The organism is Streptomyces verrucosisporus, from assembly GCF_017114865.1.
Taxonomy (GTDB): domain Bacteria; phylum Actinomycetota; class Actinomycetes; order Streptomycetales; family Streptomycetaceae; genus Streptomyces; species Streptomyces fenghuangensis.
In genome coordinates, this window is record NZ_JADEYH010000024.1 from 30,221 (window position 1) to 50,669 (window position 20,449).

General features: G+C 74.5%; 22 protein-coding genes. 14 read left to right on the forward strand and 8 right to left on the reverse strand.

Features of this window, described 5'->3' with window-relative positions; genetic code table 11:
- Nucleotides 1-41: 41 nt before the first annotated feature.
- Complete coding sequence (locus IQ279_RS21940; RefSeq protein ID WP_206350731.1) at nucleotides 42-1,022, reverse strand: RluA family pseudouridine synthase; 981 nt, start codon at nucleotides 1,020-1,022, stop codon at nucleotides 42-44.
- Between the two features lie 103 nt (nucleotides 1,023-1,125).
- Here IQ279_RS21940 and IQ279_RS21945 point away from each other — a divergent pair, with 103 nt between their 5' ends.
- On the forward strand, nucleotides 1,126-1,665 hold the full coding sequence (locus IQ279_RS21945; protein WP_206350733.1) for a cupin domain-containing protein: 540 nt from the start codon (nucleotides 1,126-1,128) through the stop codon (nucleotides 1,663-1,665).
- A gap of 238 nt (nucleotides 1,666-1,903) precedes the next feature.
- Here the strand turns inward: IQ279_RS21945 and IQ279_RS21950 are convergent, their stop codons facing one another.
- From IQ279_RS21950 to IQ279_RS21960, 3 genes are all read right to left on the reverse strand, one after another.
- On the reverse strand, nucleotides 1,904-2,314 hold the full coding sequence (locus IQ279_RS21950; RefSeq protein ID WP_206350795.1) for a DUF2267 domain-containing protein: 411 nt from the start codon (nucleotides 2,312-2,314) through the stop codon (nucleotides 1,904-1,906).
- A 145-nt stretch (nucleotides 2,315-2,459) separates the two neighbouring features.
- Nucleotides 2,460-4,631 (reverse strand): glycoside hydrolase family 3 N-terminal domain-containing protein, encoded by a 2,172-nt coding sequence (locus tag IQ279_RS21955; protein WP_206350796.1) that lies wholly within the window; start codon nucleotides 4,629-4,631, stop codon nucleotides 2,460-2,462.
- A gap of 337 nt (nucleotides 4,632-4,968) precedes the next feature.
- Complete coding sequence (locus IQ279_RS21960) at nucleotides 4,969-6,171, reverse strand: glycoside hydrolase family 6 protein (RefSeq protein ID WP_307792473.1); 1,203 nt, start codon at nucleotides 6,169-6,171, stop codon at nucleotides 4,969-4,971.
- Nucleotides 6,172-6,414: 243 nt separating this feature from the next.
- Here IQ279_RS21960 and IQ279_RS21965 point away from each other — a divergent pair, with 243 nt between their 5' ends.
- The 11 genes from IQ279_RS21965 to IQ279_RS22015 all read left to right on the forward strand — a co-directional run bounded on the left by IQ279_RS21965 (nucleotide 6,415) and on the right by IQ279_RS22015 (nucleotide 15,789).
- Nucleotides 6,415-6,789 (forward strand): RNA-binding S4 domain-containing protein, encoded by a 375-nt coding sequence (locus tag IQ279_RS21965; protein WP_206350735.1) that lies wholly within the window; start codon nucleotides 6,415-6,417, stop codon nucleotides 6,787-6,789.
- A gap of 362 nt (nucleotides 6,790-7,151) precedes the next feature.
- Nucleotides 7,152-9,719 (forward strand): nitrate- and nitrite sensing domain-containing protein, encoded by a 2,568-nt coding sequence (locus IQ279_RS21970; protein ID WP_206350737.1) that lies wholly within the window; start codon nucleotides 7,152-7,154, stop codon nucleotides 9,717-9,719.
- A complete protein-coding gene (locus IQ279_RS21975; protein ID WP_206350738.1) occupies nucleotides 9,716-10,150 on the forward strand; it encodes a roadblock/LC7 domain-containing protein in 435 nt (144 codons plus the stop codon). Before IQ279_RS21970 ends, IQ279_RS21975 begins: the two co-directional genes overlap by 4 nt.
- Nucleotides 10,147-10,539 (forward strand): DUF742 domain-containing protein, encoded by a 393-nt coding sequence (locus IQ279_RS21980; protein WP_307792474.1) that lies wholly within the window; start codon nucleotides 10,147-10,149, stop codon nucleotides 10,537-10,539. The genes IQ279_RS21975 and IQ279_RS21980 overlap by 4 nt, the downstream gene beginning before the upstream one ends.
- Complete coding sequence (locus IQ279_RS21985) at nucleotides 10,520-11,113, forward strand: GTP-binding protein (protein WP_206350740.1); 594 nt, start codon at nucleotides 10,520-10,522, stop codon at nucleotides 11,111-11,113. Before IQ279_RS21980 ends, IQ279_RS21985 begins: the two co-directional genes overlap by 20 nt.
- A 120-nt stretch (nucleotides 11,114-11,233) precedes the next feature.
- Nucleotides 11,234-11,794, forward strand: a complete 561-nt coding sequence (locus IQ279_RS21990; protein WP_206350742.1) for an FAD-dependent monooxygenase — start codon at nucleotides 11,234-11,236, stop codon at nucleotides 11,792-11,794.
- 130 nt (nucleotides 11,795-11,924) lie between these two features.
- Nucleotides 11,925-12,830 (forward strand): LysR family transcriptional regulator, encoded by a 906-nt coding sequence (locus IQ279_RS21995; protein WP_206350744.1) that lies wholly within the window; start codon nucleotides 11,925-11,927, stop codon nucleotides 12,828-12,830.
- Between the two features lie 128 nt (nucleotides 12,831-12,958).
- On the forward strand, nucleotides 12,959-13,564 hold the full coding sequence (locus IQ279_RS22000) for a cysteine dioxygenase family protein (RefSeq protein ID WP_206350745.1): 606 nt from the start codon (nucleotides 12,959-12,961) through the stop codon (nucleotides 13,562-13,564).
- Entirely contained in the window at nucleotides 13,564-14,685 is a 1,122-nt protein-coding gene (locus IQ279_RS22005) for a YeiH family protein (RefSeq protein WP_206350748.1), read from the forward strand. Before IQ279_RS22000 ends, IQ279_RS22005 begins: the two co-directional genes overlap by 1 nt.
- Before the next feature lie 97 nt (nucleotides 14,686-14,782).
- Nucleotides 14,783-15,274 (forward strand): YflT domain-containing protein, encoded by a 492-nt coding sequence (locus IQ279_RS22010; protein ID WP_206350750.1) that lies wholly within the window; start codon nucleotides 14,783-14,785, stop codon nucleotides 15,272-15,274.
- An 86-nt stretch (nucleotides 15,275-15,360) separates the two neighbouring features.
- On the forward strand, nucleotides 15,361-15,789 hold the full coding sequence (locus IQ279_RS22015) for a hypothetical protein (protein ID WP_206350751.1): 429 nt from the start codon (nucleotides 15,361-15,363) through the stop codon (nucleotides 15,787-15,789).
- A gap of 61 nt (nucleotides 15,790-15,850) precedes the next feature.
- Here the strand turns inward: IQ279_RS22015 and yidC are convergent, their stop codons facing one another.
- From yidC to IQ279_RS22030, 3 genes are all read right to left on the reverse strand, one after another.
- On the reverse strand, nucleotides 15,851-16,573 hold the full coding sequence (yidC, locus tag IQ279_RS22020; RefSeq protein ID WP_206350752.1) for a membrane protein insertase YidC: 723 nt from the start codon (nucleotides 16,571-16,573) through the stop codon (nucleotides 15,851-15,853).
- Between the two features lie 105 nt (nucleotides 16,574-16,678).
- Entirely contained in the window at nucleotides 16,679-16,945 is a 267-nt protein-coding gene (locus IQ279_RS22025) for a DUF6412 domain-containing protein (RefSeq protein WP_206350800.1), read from the reverse strand.
- A 172-nt stretch (nucleotides 16,946-17,117) separates the two neighbouring features.
- A complete protein-coding gene (locus tag IQ279_RS22030; protein ID WP_206350753.1) occupies nucleotides 17,118-17,732 on the reverse strand; it encodes a TIGR03086 family metal-binding protein in 615 nt (204 codons plus the stop codon).
- 328 nt (nucleotides 17,733-18,060) lie between these two features.
- Between IQ279_RS22030 and IQ279_RS22035 the strand changes: the two genes are divergently transcribed.
- On the forward strand, nucleotides 18,061-18,231 hold the full coding sequence (locus IQ279_RS22035; RefSeq protein ID WP_206350754.1) for a hypothetical protein: 171 nt from the start codon (nucleotides 18,061-18,063) through the stop codon (nucleotides 18,229-18,231).
- 59 nt (nucleotides 18,232-18,290) lie between these two features.
- Here the strand turns inward: IQ279_RS22035 and IQ279_RS22040 are convergent, their stop codons facing one another.
- Nucleotides 18,291-18,656, reverse strand: coding sequence for a hypothetical protein (locus tag IQ279_RS22040; protein WP_241028534.1), 366 nt, complete (start codon nucleotides 18,654-18,656; stop codon nucleotides 18,291-18,293).
- Nucleotides 18,657-19,035: 379 nt separating this feature from the next.
- On the opposite strand from IQ279_RS22040, the gene IQ279_RS22045 reads away from it, so the two are divergent.
- Nucleotides 19,036-20,406: a hypothetical protein gene (locus IQ279_RS22045; protein ID WP_206350755.1), complete on the forward strand. Its 1,371-nt coding sequence runs from the start codon at nucleotides 19,036-19,038 to the stop codon at nucleotides 20,404-20,406.
- Nucleotides 20,407-20,449 lie beyond the last annotated feature (43 nt).

Genomic DNA, 20,449 nt, shown 5'->3' on the forward strand with positions numbered 1-20,449 from the left:
TTCCCGGCCCTCCCCGGAACCCCCGGCCACGGGGGGCTCGATCACCCGGACGGATGCGCGCCGTCCGCCCCCGGGGCTCCGCCGACGGCGGCCCACTCCCGGTGGGAGTCCCAGGCCGACAGCGTGCGGCGGCTGGTGAAACGGCGCGCGCGGCCGGTGATCGGGTCGGTGAACTCCAGTGATCTGGCCAGCAGTTGGAGAGGACGACCGAAGTCGTCCGGGGCGGGGTCGGTGACCGTCGGATAGACCGGGTCGCCCAGTATGGGCACGCACAGGGAACTCATGTGCAGGCGCAGCTGGTGGGTGCGGCCGGTCAGCGGCACCAGCCGGTAGCGGCCGAGTCCGCCGCGGTGGCCGGTCAGCTCGACGCGGCTGACGCTGTCGGGCTCCCCCGGCACCTCCCTCGCGGCGATGACCCCGCGTTCCTTGACGATCCTGCTGCGCACCGTGCGCGGCAGCTCCAGGCCCGGGTCGTGGGGGGCCACGGCCTCGTACTCCTTGCGCACCCGCCGGTCCTGGAAGAGGCCCTGGTAGGCGGCGCGGTGCTCGGGACGGACGGTGAACATCACCACTCCCGCGGTGAGCCGGTCCAGCCGGTGCGCCGGGCTGAGCCGGGGCAGCCCCAGATCCCGGCGGAGCCGGGCCAGCGCGGTCTCGGTGACGTGCCGGCCGCGCGGTGTGGTGGCCAGGAAGTGCGGCTTGTCCGCGACGACCAGGACGTCGTCGCGGTACAGCACCTCCACCGCGTACGGCACCGGCACCTCCTCGGGCAACTCCCGGTGGAACCACAGGTAGGCCCCCGGCCGGTACGGGGCGCCGGGATCCACCGGGCCGTCCGTGCCCCAGACCTCTCCCCCCTCCAGCATGGCGTCGATCAGGGCCGGTTCCACCGCGGGCAGCCGGTCGAGCAGGTGGTCGCGGACCGTCTCCCAGCGGCCTTCCCCGGGCAGCCTGAGGCGGACGGGGTCGATTCCGCGGCGCTGCGGCAGGGGGGAGGGCGGCACGGGGCGTCTGCGTCTCATCTCGGGGGCAAGCCTAGTGCCGCGCGTCGAGCGGGGCCGGGGCGGCCGGGCAGGGCCGCCGTAGGATCGGGGCGCCCGTCCACGCCCCTTCCCGGAGGTGCCGGTGTCCCCCGACGAGACCCCCCGTGTCCTGACCGACCTCGACGACCGCATCGCTCGGGCGGCCCCCGGCGAGGGCGGGGCGCTGTGGCGGCTGGCCGAGTCCGGGCGGCAGCTCGACGCGAACCTGGTACGGCTGCCGCCGGGGGCGTCCGTCGGCGAGCACGCCGAGAACGATCTGGACGTGCTGCTGCTGGTGGTGGCCGGCGGCGGGGAGATGGAGGACGGCTCCGGCGGACGCCGGGCGCTCGCGCCCAAGGCCCTGGTGTGGCTGCCGCGCACCTCGCGGCGGGCTCTGCGGGCGGGACCGGAGGGCCTGGTCTACCTGACCGTCCACCGCCGGAGGCCCGGTATGACCGTCGGCGTGCGCCCACCCTCCGCCGAGCGCGCCGCCCCCGGCGGGGACGAGGACGGCGGTGAGGGCGGCGAGGGGCCGTGCATGCTGGACCGGGTCTGCCCCGCGTGCGGGCGGATGAACGAGCGGGCGGGCTCGGGCGTCTGCGAGCGGTGCGGCGAGCCGCTGCCGTCGCCGAGGGCCGCATGAGGCGCCTCGGCCCGGCCCGGGGCGCCCCGTCCCGCCGTCTCGCTCAAACGCTCAGCGCCCCTGGCAGCTGTAGAGCATCAGGAGCAGCAGGGCCGTGCCGGCCAGACTGACCAGCAGGGAGCCCAGACACCCGGTGCGGTTGGAGAAGAAGACGAACACGGTCACCGTCTCAGGGGTCGTCGCACGGGCGCTCCGGCGGGTGCCGGTGTGCCGGGCCGGTGGCCCGCACCGTCCCTGCTCACGGGTGCCCCGAGCTGCCCGAGAAAAGCACCCGGGCGAGTTCGTCGTCCAGGGAGGGGCGGATCTTCGCCGAGCACGCCCCGCCGGTGGCCTCGTCGACCACCTCGATCACGCAGCGGGCCTCGTGCATCGCCTTGGGGCGGTCGGCCGAGGCGCGCTGTGCGACGCGGTCGAAGAACTCCTGGGTGCTCATCCGCATGCCCGAGACCGGTTCGTCGGGCGCGTAGGCGACCCTGCGCAGATGCTCGCCGATCTCGCGCGGAAGCTGGGCGGCCAGCTTCTCCGCGACCGTGGCCGGGACGCGTTCCGCGAGGGTCTCCAGGCTGGCCCGGGCGGCGGTCTCGGCCGCGCCGGGGTTGTCCAGCCGGGCACGTGCCTGGACCTGTCCGAGGAAGGTGTCGTACCGCATGGTCACCTCGTCCCTTCTTCGCTGACCCGGCCCCGGTACCCGGACGAAAAGGGAGGAAACACTCGTTCGGCGGCTCCGGCCCGAGCCCTGTGACGGCGGGTTCGGGCCGGAGCCGGCCCCGATCCGGACCGGCGGGGCAGCCGTGTCAGGAGCCGGCGCAGACGGTGTCCGGTACGGCCGGGGAGCCGGTGGCGGTGAAGCCGAACGTCGCCGAGCCGTCCGGGGCCAGCCGCGCGTTCCAGTCCACGCCGGCGGCGATCACGGTGTCGCCGGAGCGGGTGAGCCTGGCGTTCCAGACGCTGCCGAGCGTGAACCCGTCCTGCGCCGTCCAGCGCACCTGCCAGCCGTCGACGGGGACGGATCCGTTGTTGCGCACCGTCACCTCGGCCTGGAAACCGCCCGACCACTGGTTGACGATCCGGTAGTCGGCGGTGCACGGTGCCTGCCCGGGGTTCTCCGGGTCGCCGGGGTCCTCCGGGTCCTCGGGCTCCTCCGGGTCGCCGGGGTCCTCCGGGCCGGCGTCGGTGTAGGTGAGCCCGTAGCCGTAGGGGAACAGCGCGTCCTTGCCGTCGCCGTCGTTGACCGGCTGCTGGCTCGCGGACCGCATCCAGGTCACCGGAAGCCTCCCCGTCGGCGCGTGGTCGCCGTAGAGCACGTCGGCCACACCCGCGCCCTCGGTTCCCGGGAGCCAGGAGGCCAGCAGTGCGTCCCAGCCGTCGAGCTGTCCCGCGATGTCCAGCGGACGGCCGGAGACGAGCACGACCACGACCGGCACCCCGGAGGCCCTCAGCCGCGAGAGGGTGGCCAGGTCCTCCTGGTCCAGACCCATCGGGCCGGGCCGGTCGCCCTCCATCTCCGCGTACGGCTCCTCGCCGACGACGGCCACGGCCACGTCGTAGGAGCCGTCGATGCCGTTGCCGTGGCGGTCGTAGACGACCTTCGAGGGGTCTAAGGCCGCGGCCCGCATGCCCTCCACGACGGTGGTGCCCGGTGTGATGTCGCCGGAGGAGCCCTGCCAGGTGATGGTCCAGCCGCCGCTCTGGTTGCCGATGTCGTCGGCGTTCTTCCCCGCCACGAAGACCTTCGCCGACTCGGCCAGCGGCAGCAGTCCGCCGGAGTTCTTAAGCAGCACCTGGGACTTGCGCACCGCCTCACGGGCGAGTTCGCGGTGGGCGGCGGAGCCGATCGTGGAGGTGTAGGAGCGGTCGGTGTAGGGGTTCTCGAACAGGCCCAGCTCGAACTTCTTGGCCAGGATGCGGCGGTTGGCGTCGTCGACGCGCTCCATCGGAACCCGTCCGGCCCGCACCTCGCCGCTCAGCAGCTCGATGAACCCGCGGTAGTCGTGGGGCACCATCACCATGTCGATGCCGGCGTTCACCGCGTCACGGACCTCGGAGGCGGTGAAGCCCTCCCGGCCGTCGAGCTGGTCGACGCCCGCCCAGTCGGACACCACGAAACCGGTGAAGCCCAGTTCGCCCTTGAGGACGTCGGTGATCAGATAGCGGTGGCCGTGCAGCTTCGCGCCGTTCCAGCTGCTGTAGGAGACCATCACCGAGCCCACGCCCCGCTCCACCGCCTCGCGGAACGGCGGCAGATGGATCTCGCGCAGCTCGGCCTCGCTCAGCTCGGTGTTCCCCTGGTCGTCGCCGCCGGTGGTGCCGCCGTCGCCGATGTAGTGCTTGGCGGTGGCCAGGACCGAACCGGGAGCGCTGAGCGAGCCGCCCTGGAGGCCGTCGATCAGCGAGGTCATCGCACCGGGCAGTTCGGGCGTCTCGCCGAAGGACTCGTAGGTGCGCCCCCAGCGGTCGTCACGGGCCACGCACAGGCAGGGCGCGAAGGTCCAGTCGATGCCGGTGCCGGAGACCTCCTCGGCGGTGGCCCGCCCGATCCGCTCCACCAGGGCGGGGTCGCGGGCGGCGCCGAGCCCGATGTTGTGGGGGAAGACCGTCGCGCCCCGTACGTTGTTGTGGCCGTGGACTGCGTCCACGCCGTAGATCATGGGGATGCCCAGCGGGGTGGACAGGGCGGTGCGCTGGAAGGAGTCGTACATCTCCGCCCACGCACCGGGGGTGTTGGGCGTGGGGGCGGAACCGCCGCCGGACAGGACGGAGCCGATGCGGTAGGCCGCCAGGTCGCCCGGCCGCGCCTCCAGGGCGCCGCGGTCGACCTGGGTCATCTGGCCGATCTTGTCGTCGAGGGACATGCGGGACAGCAGGTCATCGACGCGGTTGTCCACCGGCAGGGCCGGGTCCTCGTAGGCGGGCGGCGCGTCGGCCGACGCCGCGGCGGGGGTGCCGTTCAGGCTGCAGGCCACCATCAGGCTCACCGCCACTCCCGCGGTCAGCCGCCTGAGCCGGCCGCGCAGCGCGGTCCCGGCCGGTGTCCGTGCCCTCCTGCGCTCAGGGGTTCCTCTCGTCGTCCTTCGTCTCATCGCGGTGCCGTCCTTCCGGTGGGGCCGCGCTTCCGGGCATGCGGCCTGTGGGGGGCTTTCCGGCCCCGGCCGGGGCAACCGGGCCGGACGTCCGGCCCCGGCGGAGGAGACACCGGGGCCGGACGCGGAACCGGTCCGGCGGCGCGCCCTCATCGCGCCGCCGGGCCGGGGGTTCCCGACCGGGGCTCCAGGTGCGGGGAGCATCCGGGCGGGTGGTCGCGGTTCAGGGGCGCAGCGGCGGCTCCGCGTTGCGCACCAGTTCCAGCGCCTGCTGCGGGAACCACTGGCCGGCCGCCGGATCGACCATGCCGCGCGCGGGGTCCTCGGGCCCCTCGGTGCCGCGCAGGCACAGGCCGTCCGACTCGCCGGGGATCTTGATCCACAGTCGGGCGTCGTGCAGCGGGTCGCCGGTGCGGGTGGTCGGCCGTGCGCCCAGGCCGCGGTCCGGCGGGTTGCACCAGTCCTGCGGATCCGGGTAGAGGTCCGCCGGCGCGGTCCACGGCCCCCTGCCGTTGCGGCTGGTGTCGGTGACGAAGTGGGGCTGGTCGGCCGGGTCCGCGGTGACGTTCTCCTCCAGCCAGGCCCGGGCGTCATTCCGGTCCGACCACTGATCGGGACAGGAAGCCGCGTCGCCGCCACCCTGGACGTACTCCACGCAGCCGGAGACCAGCTCGCCGTACCGGGCCAGCTCGTCGTCGGCCCGGTAGTTGGAGGCGTTGAGGTAGAAGCCGGCTGTCCGCTCGATGCCGGCCTCGACCAGCCGGGGCACGATGGACCTCACGCTGTGCCAGCCGCTGTGGCCGGCGTCGAGGTAGACGGTGGCGCCGGGCCGGGCCGAGAGGGTCTCGACGGCGTAGTCGATCTCCGCGTAGCGGGCGGCGGTCAGGGTTCCCTCGTCGTCGTCCTGGCCGCAGTCGGAGGGCAGCAGGGCCAGGGAGTCGGGCTCCAGGACGATCATCGCCCGCTTGCCGCCGATGCCCCTGGCGACCTCGTCGATCCAGGCCTTGTACTCGGCGGTGTTCACCGCGCCGCCCGCCGAGTACTGCGAGCAGTCGCGCCCTGGCACGTTGTAGAGGGCCAGCACCGGCAGGGCGCGCTTGCTTGCGGCGTCCCGCACGATGCGGGCCACCTCCCGCCGGATACGGCTGTCGTCCCCGTTGCCGTTGAGCCAGACCGCCTGAGGGGTGGTCACCATCCGGGCGACACCGGCGGCGTCCCGGTACTCCCGCGTCTCCACCAGCTCCCTGATCTGCGTGTACGCATCGGGATTGGCCGACGGTACGTACAGGCGCTCCCCGCCCCGTTCCCGCTTCTGCGCTCCCCCTTCGGCCCGGTCGGCGGCCCCGGCCGCACCGGTCCCGGCGACCAGCGCCAGTGCGGCGGCCGCCGCTGCGGCTGCGACGGTGCCTCTTCTGCGTCTCTGCACGTTCCCGGCTCCTGACGTGGACGGTCCGACGGAGCGCTCTCCCTCGGCACGGCCCACCACTTGATGGGAGCGCTCCCATTCTCGTTGCCAGACCTTCCTCCCGTCAGCGCCGCCCGTCAAGACCTCCCACCCGGGTTTTCCGCGGCACCCGCACGCTCCCGCGGGGACCGCCGCTGCGGAGGCGAAGGGCGAAGGGATCCGTCCGGCCCCCGCCGGGCGGCGCGCTCCTCTAGAGTCGGGGGCATGGCTGCAGACGAGGGGAGCGTGCGGATCGACAGCTGGATCTGGTCCGTCCGGCTCACCAAGACACGCTCGATGGCCGCCGCCGCCTGCCGCGGAGGCCATGTCCGCATCAACGGCGACCGGGTGAAGCCCTCCCATCCGGTGCGCCCCGGCGACGAGGTGCGGCTGCGCCACCTGGGCCGCGACCGGATCGTCGTCGTCACGCGCCTGGTGCGCAAGCGGGTCGGCGCCGCGGTCGCGGCGGAGTGCCTCGTCGACAACAGCCCGCCCCCGCCCCCGCGCGAGTACGCCGCCCCGGTGGCCCGGCGCGACCGCGGCGCCGGCCGCCCGACCAAGCGGGAGCGGCGCGAGACGGAGCGGCTGCGCGGCCGCTGATCCCCGCAGGCGCGCGAATCCGGGCGGCCACGCACCGGCGGCGCACGGCCACCCGGATTCGCGGCGGGAACCCCCGCGGCCGCCCACAGCCGGGGGGGTGAACGGTCGTGGTGGTCCTGCCGCCCGGAGCCGGCCGCCCGCCACCGCTCCCCCGCCTTCGTCCAGTTTTCAACCATTTGACTGACGCCGTCGTCCGCGGGCCGCGGTGAGGCGGGGACGGACGCCCGGCCGGGCACGCTGTCAGGTGATGCGGAGTCCGCCCTCACCTGTTTTCTTTTGACACTGCGTATGACTAACATCGCTCCGTCCTTCGCCGCTCCCACCAGCGGCGACCCGTCACCGTGAACCACTGCTGGGGAGAGATGGCACTGCGCACCCGTGTGCCGGGACGGCAGGGTCGGTCGGCGAGCAAAACGTTCCGTCCGAGTTCACTGCGCCCGAGGTCGATCCGGGCGGCCCTGCTCGTCCTGGCCGTCGTGCCCAGCCTCGCCATGATCGCCCTGTGGGCTGTGAGCACCGGCCAGTGGGCGCGGGAGTGGGAGGTCCAGAAGGACGAGAAGACCCTCGCCGCCCGCGCCGGCACCCCGGCCAACGCCGTCTACTTCAACCTCCAGGAGGAGCGGCGCCTGAGCGCCGAGATGCTGGCCGGGCCCGACGGTCCGACCCGTACCGCCCTGCGCGAGCAGCGCGCCCGGACGGACGAGGCCCTGCGCGACTTCCGCTCGCTGTCCGGCATCGAAGCCTCCAACGCGCCCGAGGACCTGCGGGAGATCGTCGAGCTGACCCGCTCGGACATGCTCCGCATCGACCGCATCCGCCAGAGCGTGGACAACGGGGTGGCGGGCCAGGCCGACGTCTTCCGCTACTTCACCGAGCTGATCGCCGTCGACCTGCGTCTGTTCGAGGCCCTGAGCCGTTCGGAGAACAGCGAGGTGACGGCCCGCGCCAGGGTCCTGATCGACCTGTTCTGGGCCAAGGAGATGCTCTCCCGCGAGGACGCCCTGCTCGCCCGCGGCTGGGACTCCGGCCGGCTCACAGGCAGTGAGCACTCCAACCTGACCGAGTGGATCGGCGCCCAGCAGTTCCTGCTGGAGAGCCGGATCGCGCCTCACCTGCCGCACGAGGACCTCCTGCTCTACCGCCAGATGACCACCAACAGCCACTGGCTGGGCAAGGCCGAGACGGAGCGGGTGCTGCTGGGGGCGCACTCCCACAACGGCGAACCCGGCGTCCCCCTGCCCGACTCCGAGGCCGAGTGGCGCAGGTCGGTGGACGCGCTCACCCCGCAGTTCCAGAAGCTGATCATGAACCGGACCATCGACATCAACCAGGTCGGTGACGAGGCGGTGGCGGCCCTGGAGCGCCGTATGACGGTCGTCGCCGCCATCAGCCTGGCTGCGGTCCTCCTGATCATCGTGCTCAGCCTGCGGATCGCGGGCGCCCTGCGACGGCGTATCACCTCCCTGCGTCAGGACGCCCTGGCACTGGAGGGGAAGCTGCCGGACGTCGTCGAGCGGCTGCGCCGCGGCGAGACGGTCGACAGCGAGGCCGAGGTGCCCCGGGTCGGTCACGAGAACGACGAGCTGGGCCGGCTGGGCCAGGCGCTCAACCTCGCGGGCCGCAGCGCCGTCGAGACCGCCGTACGGGAGGTCGAGCAGCATCGCGGCTTCGAACGCCTGCTCCAGCGCATCGCCCGTCGCACCCAGCTGCTCATCGGTCTCCAGATGAAGAAGCTCGACGAGATGGAGCGCCGCCACGAGGACCCGGAGGTGCTGGAGGGCCTGTTCGACCTCGACCATCTGACGGCCCGTCTGCGCCGCTACGAGGAGAACCTGGTCATCCTCGGCGGTGGCCAGCCGCAGCGGCGCTGGCGCAAGCCGGTGAAGGTGCTGGACGTGCTGCGCGCCGCGCTGGGCGAGGTGCAGGACTACCGCCGCATCCAGGTCGAGGTCGAGGGCCGGCCCTGGCTGACCGGCCGCGCCGTGGGACCGGTGGTGCACGTGCTGGCCGAGCTGATGGAGAACGCCGCCGCGTTCTCCAAGCCGCCCACCCCGGTGGAGGTGCGGGCCGGCATGGTCGGGCGGGGCCTGGTCGTGGAGATCGAGGACCGCGGCCTGGGCATGGAGCCGGACGAGTACGAGCGGGTCAACCGGCTCATCGCCGATCCGCCCCGCGCCGACATGCTCTCCCGTGCCGACGACATCCGGCTGGGCCTGTACGTGGTCGCGCGGCTCGCCTCCGGCCTGGGCCTGGGGGTCGAGTTCCGGCCGTCGGTGTTCGGCGGCACCCGGGTGATCGTCCACATCCCCGAGGAACTCGTCGCGGACGGGCCCGCCGACGACGCTCCCCGAAGGACCTCCGCGCGCCGGGAGGCGGCTGCCGAGAGCGAGAGCGCCGGCGGCCAGGAGAGCGTGCCGTCTGACGACGGGCCACCCGCGCCGCTGCCCGTGCGCTCCCGCGGCCGGGCGATGTCCGCGGTCGTCCCCTCCCCGGCGGACCCGCCGTCCGCCGGGGAGCCCCGGAGCCCCGGCACCGCCCGGGGCGCCGGGGCCGCCGAAGAGACCGGAGGCGCCGAGGAGGCCCGGCACGACGGAACCGGCGCGGCCGGTGACGCGGAGAAGGGCGCGGGCAGGAGCGCCGAGACGGCCGCGGAGCACCCCGCCGACGCGGCGGACAGGCCGCTGCCCAAGCGGGTCCGCCAGGCCAGCCTCGCCCCCGAGCTGCGCAAGCCGGCCGTCCGGAAGGCTCCCGTCCCGGACGAGGACACCCTCACCCTGCGCCCGGAACCCGCCCGTTCCGGCGCGGCCATCGGCGCCTTCCAGCGGCAGTCCCGCATCGCCAGGCAGCAGGCCGCCGACCCCGACGCCCCCTCCACGACCGGCGGCAGCACGCCGGGGCAGAGCCGACCCAAGACGGAAGACCGAACATGACACAGCGAACCACCGCCACCAACCAAGACCTGGACTGGCTGCTGGACGGTCTGGTCGAGCAGGTGCCGGGCACCCGGCACGCCATCGTCCTGTCGGACGACGGGCTGGTGATAAGCCAGTCGGGCACCATCGAGCGCACCGCCGCCGAGCGGCTGGCGGCCGTGGCCACCGGCCAGCAGAGCCTGGCCCGCGGTGTCGACGAGCTGTTCGACGGCGGCCCGGTGCAGCAGGTCATCGTGGAGCTGGCCAACCTGTGGCTGTTCATCACCGCGGCCGGCAAGGGCACCCACCTGGCCGTCGTCGCCTCCCAGGACGTGGACGCGGAGGTGATGGCCGTGGCCATGCACACCCTCGTCCAGCAGGTCGGCCAGAAGCTCGGCACCGAGACCCGGTCCGACGCCTCGGCCTCCGGCGGGGGTGGACGTGGGTGAACCACTGGACGGACAGGCTGGAGTCCGACGGCGAGGAAGAGGACTCACTGGTCCGGCCGTACACCATCACCCGCGGCCGCACCGCTCCGCAGCGCGACGACCTCACCCTGATCACGGTGGTGACGACGGTCGGGCCCGAGGAGGGCCGGCCCGCCGGGCGGCGGCTGGAGCCGGAGCACCGGGCCATCGTCGAGCAGTGCCGCGAGTCGGCCGCGGTGGCGGAGATCGCCGCTGAGCTGGACCTGCCCGTGTCGGTGACGAAGATCCTGATCGGCGATCTCGTGGAGCTCGGCGCGGTGACGACCCGTCCGCCCCTGGCGGACGGGAGAAGTGGTGGACTTGACGTTGAAATTCTTCAGGCGGTGAGGGATGGGCTCCACAGACTCTGACGCTACGACGGGCCCCCTGGCCGTCAAGATCCTCGTCGCCGGGGGCTTCGGGGTGGGCAAGACCACGATGGTGGGGGCGGTCAGCGAGGTGGCCCCCCTGCGCACCGAGGAGTACCTGACCGAGGCCAGCGTCGGGGTGGACGACACCGGCGGTCTCGCGGAGAAGAACACCACCACGGTGGCGCTCGACTTCGGCCGGATCACCGTCAACCCGGAACTGGTGGTCTACCTCTTCGGCACCCCGGGCCAGGAGCGCTTCTGGTTCATGTGGAACGACCTGGTCAACGGCGCCCTGGGCGCGGTCGTCCTGGTCGACACCCGGCGGCTGGACGTCAGCTTCGCCTCCATCGACTTCTTCGAGAGCCGGGGCATCCCCTTCGTGGTGGGCGTCAACTGCTTCCACGGCCGCTGCGACCGCACCGAGCAGGAGGTGCGCGACGCCCTCGACCTCGACCCCGGCGTCCCGCTGCTGATGGGGGACGTACGGCGGCCGGAGGCCGGCCGCGATCTGCTGGTGGCCCTGATCGACCTGCTGATGTCCCGGTCCGCGCCGGTCCGCGAACCGGCCGGCTGACCGGCGGCGAAGGCCGCCGCCCCTCCCGTCCGCCCTCATCCGCCCGCCGGTGCGCTCCGGCGCCCGGCGAGCGCTCCCGGCACGCCTTTCACCCGGCGTGCCCTCCCCCGGAAGGAACCCATGTCCCCGGCCCGTACCGTTCTCGTCGCCGGAGGCGGAATCTGCGGCAACGCCCTGGCCGTCCTGCTGCGCCGCGCAGGCATCGGAGTCGATCTGGTCGAGCTCTCCTCCGACTGGAGCGTCCAGGGCTCCGGCATCACCCTCCAGGGCAACGCCCTGCGGGTGCTGCGCGAGGTGGGCGCCTGGGAGGAGATCCGCGCCTCCATCACGGAGGACCGCGCGGTCAACTACACCTGGTTCCACCGGCTTCTGGTCGAGGGGCCGTGGCACCGCGGCCGGGTCGTGCTGGCCGGGGACGCGGCCCACGCCTGCCCGCCCACCCTCGCCCAGGGGGCGGCGATGTCCCTGGAGGACGCCCTCGTCCTCGCCGAACTGCTCACCGGCGGCGCCGACTGGGACGAGAGGACGCTGGCCGCCTACCGGGAGCGCCGCATGCCGCGGGTGCGCATGGTCGTGGAGAACTCCGTGCGGCTGGGCGACTGGCTGATGGAGGGGGTGCGGGACGCGGACGTGCCCGGCCTGATCGGCCGGACCATGACGGTGCTCGGCGAGCACCCTTAGCCGGTGTCCTCACGGGCGGTCCCACGGGCGGTATCGCAGAATTCCTCACGGTGCACGGCGGGCCGTACTCGCTCCGTCGAAGGCTCGTAACGGTCTCTCACCGTCTCTAAATTCCGTTTATCGTTCCGGCATGTTCGATTCGCGGCACATCAGGACCTTCCACGAGGTGGTCCGCACCGGTTCGTACTCGGCGGCGGCCCGATCCCTGGGGTACACACAGCCCGCGATCACCCAGCAGATGAAGGCGCTGGAGCGGACCGTGGGCACTCCGCTCTTCCTGCGGGCCGGCCGGCGGATGCGGCTCACCGAGGCAGGCGAGGCCCTGTCCCGGCACGCCGGCGTGATCCTGGACAGCATGGAGGCCGCCCAGCGGCAGATGACGGCGCTGACCAGGCTGCGTGCGGGGCGGGTGCGGGTGTGCGCGTTCCCCAGCGCCGGGGCCACCCTGGTGCCGGAGGCGCTGGCGCGGCTGGCCGCCGACCATCCCGGGGTGCGCGTCGAACTCCAGGAGAGCGAGCCGCCGGAGTCGCTGGAGCGCGTGGTGCGCGGTGAGTGCGACATAACCCTGGCCTTCACCTACCCCGGGCTGCGCGAGCAGGTGCCCGGGGAACTGGTGGAGATACCGCTGCTGGAGGACCAGCTCACCGTACTGCTGCCCGCCGGGCATCCGATGACGCGGCGGCGGGCGGTACGGCTGGCGGAGCTGGCGGACGAACGGTGGATCGCCGGGTGCCTGCGCTGCCGCACCAACTTCCTGCACGAGTGCGCCGAACTGGGCTTCGCCCCCGACATCGTCTTCACCACCGACGACAACCTGGTGGTGCAGAGCCTGGTCGCCGAAGGGCTGGGCATCGCCATGATGCCTGGGCTGGTGCTGTCCTTCCTGGTCCACCGGAAGGTCACCGGACGCGCGCTGGACCCTGCCGCCCGGCGGCAGGTGTCGGCGTACGTGCTCCGCGAGCATCTGCGGATACCGGCCACCGCGCTCGTGCTCCAGGAGCTGCGGGCCGTGGCCGCGAACCGCACCGGCTGCTGAGGCCTGCCGCCGGGCGGCCACCCCTCCGCCCCAGAGCCCGTCCCCCCCGCTCTTCCATAAGAAGAATTTTGGGAACCTCGAAGAAACCCTCGTTGGACGTGATGGGAGATCGGCGCAACGCTGCGGACATGGCCGCTTCGCTCTCCTCCACGACACACACCGCCGCCCGGTCGGCCGCTTCTGCCTCCGGCCCGCGGACGACCGACCGCCTCGCCGCCCTCGTCGCGGACATCCGCGCGGCCGTGGGGCGGGGCCTGCCGCCGGACCCGACCGCGTACCTGGTCGGCGAGAAGCTGGCGCCCCACCTGGGCGCCCCCGGGCTGCTCACCCCCGGACAGTGCGAGGGCGACCCCGAGCGCTACCGCCAGCACCTGCTGCACGCCGAGGCCGACGGCAGTTTCTCGGTCGTGGCCCTCGTCTGGCTGCCGGGCCAGCGCACCTCCGTGCACGACCACGTCTCCTGGTGCGTCACCGGTGTCCACCAGGGCGAGGAGCACGAGCGCCGCTACCGGCTGCTGCCCGCCGACCCCCCGGGCGGCCGGGCACGGCTGGTCGCCACCGAGGACGTGGTGAACCCGCAGGGCTCGGTGTGCGGTTTCGCGCCCCCCGGCGACATCCACCGGGTCTGGAACGGCGGCTCGGACAAGGCCGTGTCCATCCACGTCTACGGAGCCGACATCTCCCGGCTGGGCAGCAGCGTCCGCCGGGTCTACGACCTCCCCGCCGACCGCTGATGGCGCTGCTCGGGCAGCGTCCGCGGCGGCACACCGGCGAGCACGGCGACGGTCACGGCAACGGCGAGCGCCCCGCGGCGCGTCCGGCCGGGCCGAACTCCCCGCACCGGAACGCGCCGGGCCCGCTGCCCGGTCTCGCCCTCGCCGCGGGCGGCACGGCGCTGGCCTGGGCCGTGCACCGGCTGCTGCCGGGCGTGCCGATGCTGACCGCGGCGGTCGTGCTGGGTGTCGTCGCCGCCCACCTGCCGGGGACGGGCCGGTTCGCCTCCGGCGCCGGCCGCCCCGGGCTCTCCCTGGCCGGGAAGCGGCTGATGCGCGCCGGTGTGGTGCTGCTGGGTCTGGAACTGAGCCTGGGCGACGTACTGGGGCTGGGCTGGGCCACCGTCGGCATGGTGCTGGCGGTGGTGGTCTCGACCTTCTCCGGCACCCTGTGGCTGGGCCGCCGGCTCGGCCTGCGCGGGGACCAGCCGCTGCTGGTCGCCACCGGCTACTCGATCTGCGGGGCCTCCGCGATCGGCGCGGTCGGCGAGGCGCGCGGCAGCGACGAGCGGGACACGGCCGCCTCCGTCGCCCTGGTGACCCTGTGCGGCACGCTGGCCATCGTCGTCCTGCCGCTGCTGCACCACCCCCTAGGCCTGGACAACGCCCAGTTCGGGCGCTGGGTCGGCGCCGGGGTGCACGACGTGGGCCAGGTGGTGGCGGCCGCCCAGACCGCGGGCGAGGCGGCGCTGGGCGAGGCGGTGCTGGTGAAGCTGATGCGGGTGCTGCTGCTGGCTCCGCTGGTCGCGGCGGTGGCCGTCTCGGCGGTCCGGCGCGGCCGGGACGGCCGGGCATCCGGTGACGGGGCGCCCGGCGGCAGGCGGCCCGCGCTGGTTCCGCTGTTCGTGGCCGGGTTCCTGGCGGCGGTGGCCGTACGCACCACCGGAGCCGTCCCGGCCGGTGCGCTGGAGGCCGCCGCGGCGGTCCGGGAATTCGTCCTCGCCGCCGCGCTCGTCGGTCTGGGCAGCGCCGTCCACCTGCCCACCCTGGCGCGCACCGGCGTGCGGCTGGCCGTGCTCGGGGCCTGCTCGTGGGTGGTCGTCGCCGGGGTCTCCTACGCGGGCGTACTGCTCACCGCCTGACGGCCGCGGGCGTCCGTTCGCCTTCCCCGGCGCCCATGAAGGGGCGGCCGCCGGGGAAGGCGGGCCATAACGGACATCCCGACAAGGAGAGCACGAGATGGCCAGCATCGAACCGAACCCCGTGAACCCGGTCAGCGACGCCTGGAACACGGTGGCCGGCTACTCCTCCTACGAGGAGGCCCAGAGCGCCGTTGACCGCCTCTCCGACGAGAGGTTCCCCGTGGAGCACATCGATATCGTCGGCTCCGACCTGCGCCTGGTCGAGCATGTCACCGGGCGGATGACCAAGGGCCGGGCGGCGGCCATGGGGGCCGCCAGCGGTGCCTGGTTCGGCCTCTTCATCGGTCTGCTGGTGGGGCTGTTCACCACCGGCGGGGCCTGGCTCGGGCTGATCCTCGGAGGCATCCTCATCGGTGCGCTGTGGGGGGCGGCCTTCGGGTTCGTCGGCCACGCCGCGACCGGTGGGAGGCGCGACTTCTCCTCCACCCGCTCCCTGGCCGCCGCCCGCTACGACGTCATCGTGCGCGGCGGCCACGCCGACCGGGCGCGGGGCATCCTCCAGCGCGAGGGGCTGTCCGGCACGGCGTGACCGCGCCGCGGCCGCGGTGCGCGACGGCGGCGCGGCGGTCGTCGAACCGGTGGCGCCGGCCGCCCCGGGGCGTGGAGGGTACGGGGATGCAGACCTTTGTCTTCCGCTGCCGTTCGTGCCGCGCCGAGGTGACCACCCCCGTCCGCGAGGTCCCGCTCCCGCACGGCGCCAAGGCTCCGTGCGACATGTCCCGGGGCCAGGTGTGCCCGCCCCGGCTGCCGCCGGGCGCCTTCGCCGTCGAACGCTTCGAGGAGGCGGGGCGCGGCGCCCGCAGGCCGCGCCCCGCCCCCGTCCTCAACCCCGGTGACCTGCGGGGAACCCGGCACACCGACGATCCGGCCAGGCTCAACGGCTGCTGCGGACTCGACGGGACGGACGGCCCCAATCTGCTGTGCGCCCGGTGCGGGGCGGAACTGGCGACGGAGAGCTCCGACTGCTGGACCTGGCAGCAGACGGTACTGCTGCCGGAGGCCGTCGAGCGCGTCACCCTCCCCGGACGCAGGAGCGGACGGTAGGCCGCCGAGCGGTGGAACGGGGTTTCCGGGAGGGGCGCGGCACCGGGGTGCCGCGCCCGGGTCATCTCCCGCCCCCGGCCTCGCTCCCGGTCTTGCGTTCGCGGTGCAGCAGTGCCCGCTCCGCCGCCGTCCACGCCGTGGTCGTGGCCAGGTGGATCCCGGCGGCCAGCGGGACGAACGCGGCGGTCACCAGAGTGCCGAAGGAGAGCAGCGGCAGGACCCTCGCCAGGCCCGGTGCACCGGGCAGCTCCGCCCGGCGCGCCGCCGCGCGCGCCCGTCGGCAGGTCCAGGCCGCCACGGCGGCGATCGCCGCGAACAGGCCGAGGTACACCAGCCCCTGCGGGCCGAACACCCCGCCGTCCGCGAGCGCGTCGGCGTAGACGCCGCCCAGTGGGGCCGCTCCCAGCCGGTCCTCCAGCAGCCCGTTGGGTTCGCCGGCCACCCGCTCCGCCGTGAACAGCCGGTACATCACGAAGAAGACGGGCAGTTGCACCAGCATGGGCAGGCAGCCCGCCGTCGGCGAGACCCCCTCACGGGTGTGCAGTTCCAGCAGGGCGCGTCGCAGCCGCTCGGGGTCGGCGGCGTGTCGCTTTCCCAGCTCGGCGGTCTGCGGGGCGAGGCGGGCGCGGGCCTTCTCCGCCCGCGCCCCGGCGCGGGCCAGGGGGTGGAGCAGGGCGCGTACGCACACGGTGGCCACCACGATCGCGGCGGCGGTCGCGAAGTCGGCGAAGAGTGGTTCGAGCGCGCCGGCCAGCAGCGCGAGGGGATGGACGATGACGGACATGGCTGAGCCCTCCCGGGGCCTCGTCGTGCCGGACTGATCGGATGTCGGCGTGACGAGCCGTGCGGGCGCGGCCCCGGCGGGGGATCCGCCGGGGTTCTCCCGCGCCTATCCGGCCGTCGGGAGGGGACGGCCGGGCGCCCGGGGCCGCGGGCGGCCCGAGGCGTCGGGGTCGCGCTGCGGCAGGAAGGCGGTACGGCGCTCCCGGTCGCGCAGGGCGGTGCGGATGCGCGCGGGCGGCGCGGGCCGGGCGCGGCACGCGGCCAGGAGGGCGGCCACGGCGAGCGCCGTGCTCGCGGCGGCGGTGGCGGCGAGGGCGGCGACGGCCTCCGCCAGACCGCCGCCGTGGGCGGGCTGAAGGCCCGTCAGGAGCATCAGCAGCGCCGTCAGCGCCGGTGGGACCAGGAGGGCGAGCGGCCGGAGGGCGGTGCGGCGCAGCACCGCACGGGGGGCGCGCACCCGGTCCGAGCGCCTGTCGTACGACACCTGCGCCCCCTCCCGCGGTTCGCTCCCCTGCGGCCCCGTCTGCCCGTGGCCGCCCTCGATGCTAGCCCAGACGCCCGGAAGCGGTCCCGGGTTTCCATGAGGGCTCCCTGCCGCTGAGGCCGACGGCGCGGTCCAGCAGCGGGGAGCCGTCGGGGACCTCCACGACGGGGCCGAACACGCCCGCCCTCTCCGCCTCCTCCGTGGACTGTGACAGCAGGTCGACCGAGACCCGCAGGCTCGCCTCGTCGCAGTCGTAATCCTGGCCGGTGGCGCGGGCGATGTCCCAGCCGTGGATGAGGAGTTCGTTCAGGGCGACTCGCCCGGCCACCGCGGCCGGCAGTGTGACGCCGCCCGCCTGGGTGGTCCCCTCCCACGCCGCTGGTTCCCGCCATGCCCCGACGAGTCCGTCCAGGGCGCGGGGTACGGCGTCGCGCCAGTCGGAGGGCAGCAGCGCGGCCGAGGGCCGGGAGGCGGAGGGGTCGGTCCGGGTGGCGGGCCCCAGGTCCTTGCGGGCGGCGTCCCGGAAGGCGACGCTCAGGCCGAGCACATGGTGGATCAGGTCGCCGACGGTGCTCTCCTCGCACGGGGTCGGCGCAAAGAGCCGCTCGTCGTCGACGCTCTCCAGCACCAGGGCCATGCGCCGGGCCGGGGGCTCCAGATCGGGCATCGCGGTCATCTCGCGTTCCTTCCTCTCCCGGGTGCGCCGGTTCGCGCGGCGCCGTACGGGCGCGCGTATGTGGAGACCGGCGCGGTGCGGGGAACTCATCGCCGCCGCGGCGGGTGGCGCAGGTCTCCCCGGCCCGGGGCATGACCGCCGCCGCCACGGGTAGCCGCCCGCTGGTCCGCGGCCGCGCCGCGGCTGGACGCGCACCGCGGCGGGTGTGCCCGGATCGCGGGCGCGGCGGCGGGCGCGCGACCGGCACGTGAAACGATCTGGGGCGCGGCGAACGGCCGCACCACGGGTCGCTCACGGCACCCGTGACACGAGAGAGAGGATCCGCACCATGGCGACCACCGCGACCCGGACCGAGCACCCGCCGATCTACGAGGGTCTGCTGGAGGAACTCGGGGACGTACCCACCGAGACACGCGAGGCGGCCGAGCGAATACTGCGCGAGACCCGTGAGGTCCTGGACTGGAGAGAGCCGGGCGAGGCGCAGCACCGGCCCGAGTGACCCCGGCCCGCCCGGACCGCTCCCGGGGAACGGAGCCCGGGGAGCGCCGGGCACTGTCGTCAGGCGGTGGCCGGGAGTGGCACCAGGAAGAACTCCCGGCCGTCACGCCCGATCACCCGCACCGGGTTGGAGGGCAGTGCGTCGAAGACGGCCGCCGCCACGGTCTCCGGTGCGTCCTCGGCGGTGATCGGCGGCCCGAGGGCCGCCCGGATCGCCTTCCGGGAGGCGGGCGAGGGGGACTTGCGCCCGGCGGCCTCGGCGCACTCGTCGATCTGCTCGTCGCTCAGGCCGGGCCCGTGTCCCCTGCGGCGCGCCTCGGCGGCCACCACGGTGGCCAGGGCGGCGCGGTTGTGGTCGCGGCAGACGTCCCCAGGGGTCCCCGCGGGCTGGAAGTGGCGGGCGGTTCCGATCGAGATCGAGGACAACGCGGCCTCCGTGCAGAGCTTGGGTCCGTGCGGGGGTGGAGGAGGACCGGGCGGGGCTCCCGCTCCGGAACGTCCGGGGCGTCCGGGGCGTCCTCCATGGTACGGGCGCGTTCCGGCGGCTCCCGGTTCCCGAGCGCCCGCCTGAGGAGGGAGGGCCCCGGTCGAGACGGGGGAGAACTCGACCGGGGCCGGCCGGGAGGCGGGTGCCCGGAGGGCGGCGCCCGGGGCAAGAGGCGCTCTCGCGTCCGACGGCACCCGCATCTGGTTCAACCGTAAACCACTCTGGGATGTTCCCGCGCACCGGTACCCGCTCCCATGCCCGAGCGGACTTTTCCCGGCGTTCCCGGGTGGCCGGGCGACGGCTGGGTAGCGGGACACCATGAGGACAAACCGCCCCATCTCCCACATACTCCGGGGGCGGCGGGCGACTCTGCTCTGGGCCGTCCTGCTCGCCCTCGCCACCGCCCTCCTCACCCCCGCGGGCGCCGCCCGGGCGGCCACCGACCTCGACGAGGTCGCCGCCGCGCTGCGGGACGACCCGGTCTACGTCGATCCGGCCGCCTCCGACAAGCTCTCCGAGTCCGAGGCCGACCGCCTCACCGAGCAGATCCGGGCCGGCGACGTCCCCGTCTACATCGCCGTCCTGCCCGACGACCCCTCCTACGGCGGCGACGCCGTCTTCGACCGGCTGCGCTCGGAGGTGGGACGCCCCGGCGTGTACGCCGTCGCGCTGGGCTCGCAGTTCGGCGCGGCCTCGGACGCGGGCGTGCTGGCCGGTTCGACGGCCGGCGAGCTGGCCCAGCGCAACCTGCGGGAGCACACCGGCGAGCCGGACCGGATCCTCGGCGGCTTCGTCACCGACGTGCGGTCGGCCGCGCGCGCCGACGGCGGTACGGGCGGTTACGGCGACCGGGACACCACCGGCGGTACCGGCGGCGCCGGCGTCCTGGTGGGATTCCTGGCCGTGCTGGCGGTGCTCGCGCTCGGCGGCCTGTTCCTGACGCGGCGCTCGCGCAAGCGGCGGCAGGAGGAGGAGCGCGCCGAACTGGAGCAGGTGCGGGCGGCGGTCCAGGAGGACATCACCTCCTACGGCGAGGCCCTGGACCGGCTCGACTTCTCCCCCTCCGCCCCCGGTGTCACCCCGGAGATGCTCGACGACTACCGGCGGGCCCTGGATGCGTACGAGAAGGCCAAGGACGCCTCGGACGCCGCCCGCCGCCCCGGTGACGTACGGGCGGTGTCCGAGGCCCTGGAGGACGGCCGGTTCGCCCTGGCGGTGCTGGACGCCCGGCAGGAGGGCCGGGATCTGCCCCAGCGGCGGCCGCCGTGCTTCTTCGACCCCCGGCACGGGCCGTCGGTGCGCGATGTGGAGTGGGCGCCCCCGGACGGCTCGCCCCGCGAGGTGCCGGTCTGCGCGGCCGATGCCGCCCGGCTCGACGACGGCCTGGACCCGGCGGTGCGGACCGTGCCGACGGCGACCGGTGAGCGGGTGCCCTACTGGGACGCGGGCCCGGCCTACGGTCCGTGGATGGGCGGCTACTACGGCGGCTACGGCTCGATGCTGCTGCCGGGCCTGCTCTTCGGAACGGTCCTGGGCAGCAGCATGGGCGGCTGGGGCTACGGCTACGGGCCCGGCTGGGGTTACGGCGGCGAGAACGGCGGGGACTTCGGCGGCGGAGACGGAGGCGGCTTCGGTGGAGGCTTCGGAGGCGGGGGCTTCGGGGGCGGCTTCGGCGGGGGCGACTTCTGAGCCCCTCCCCCACCCCGCTGCCGGGCGGGCCCGGGAAGCCGGG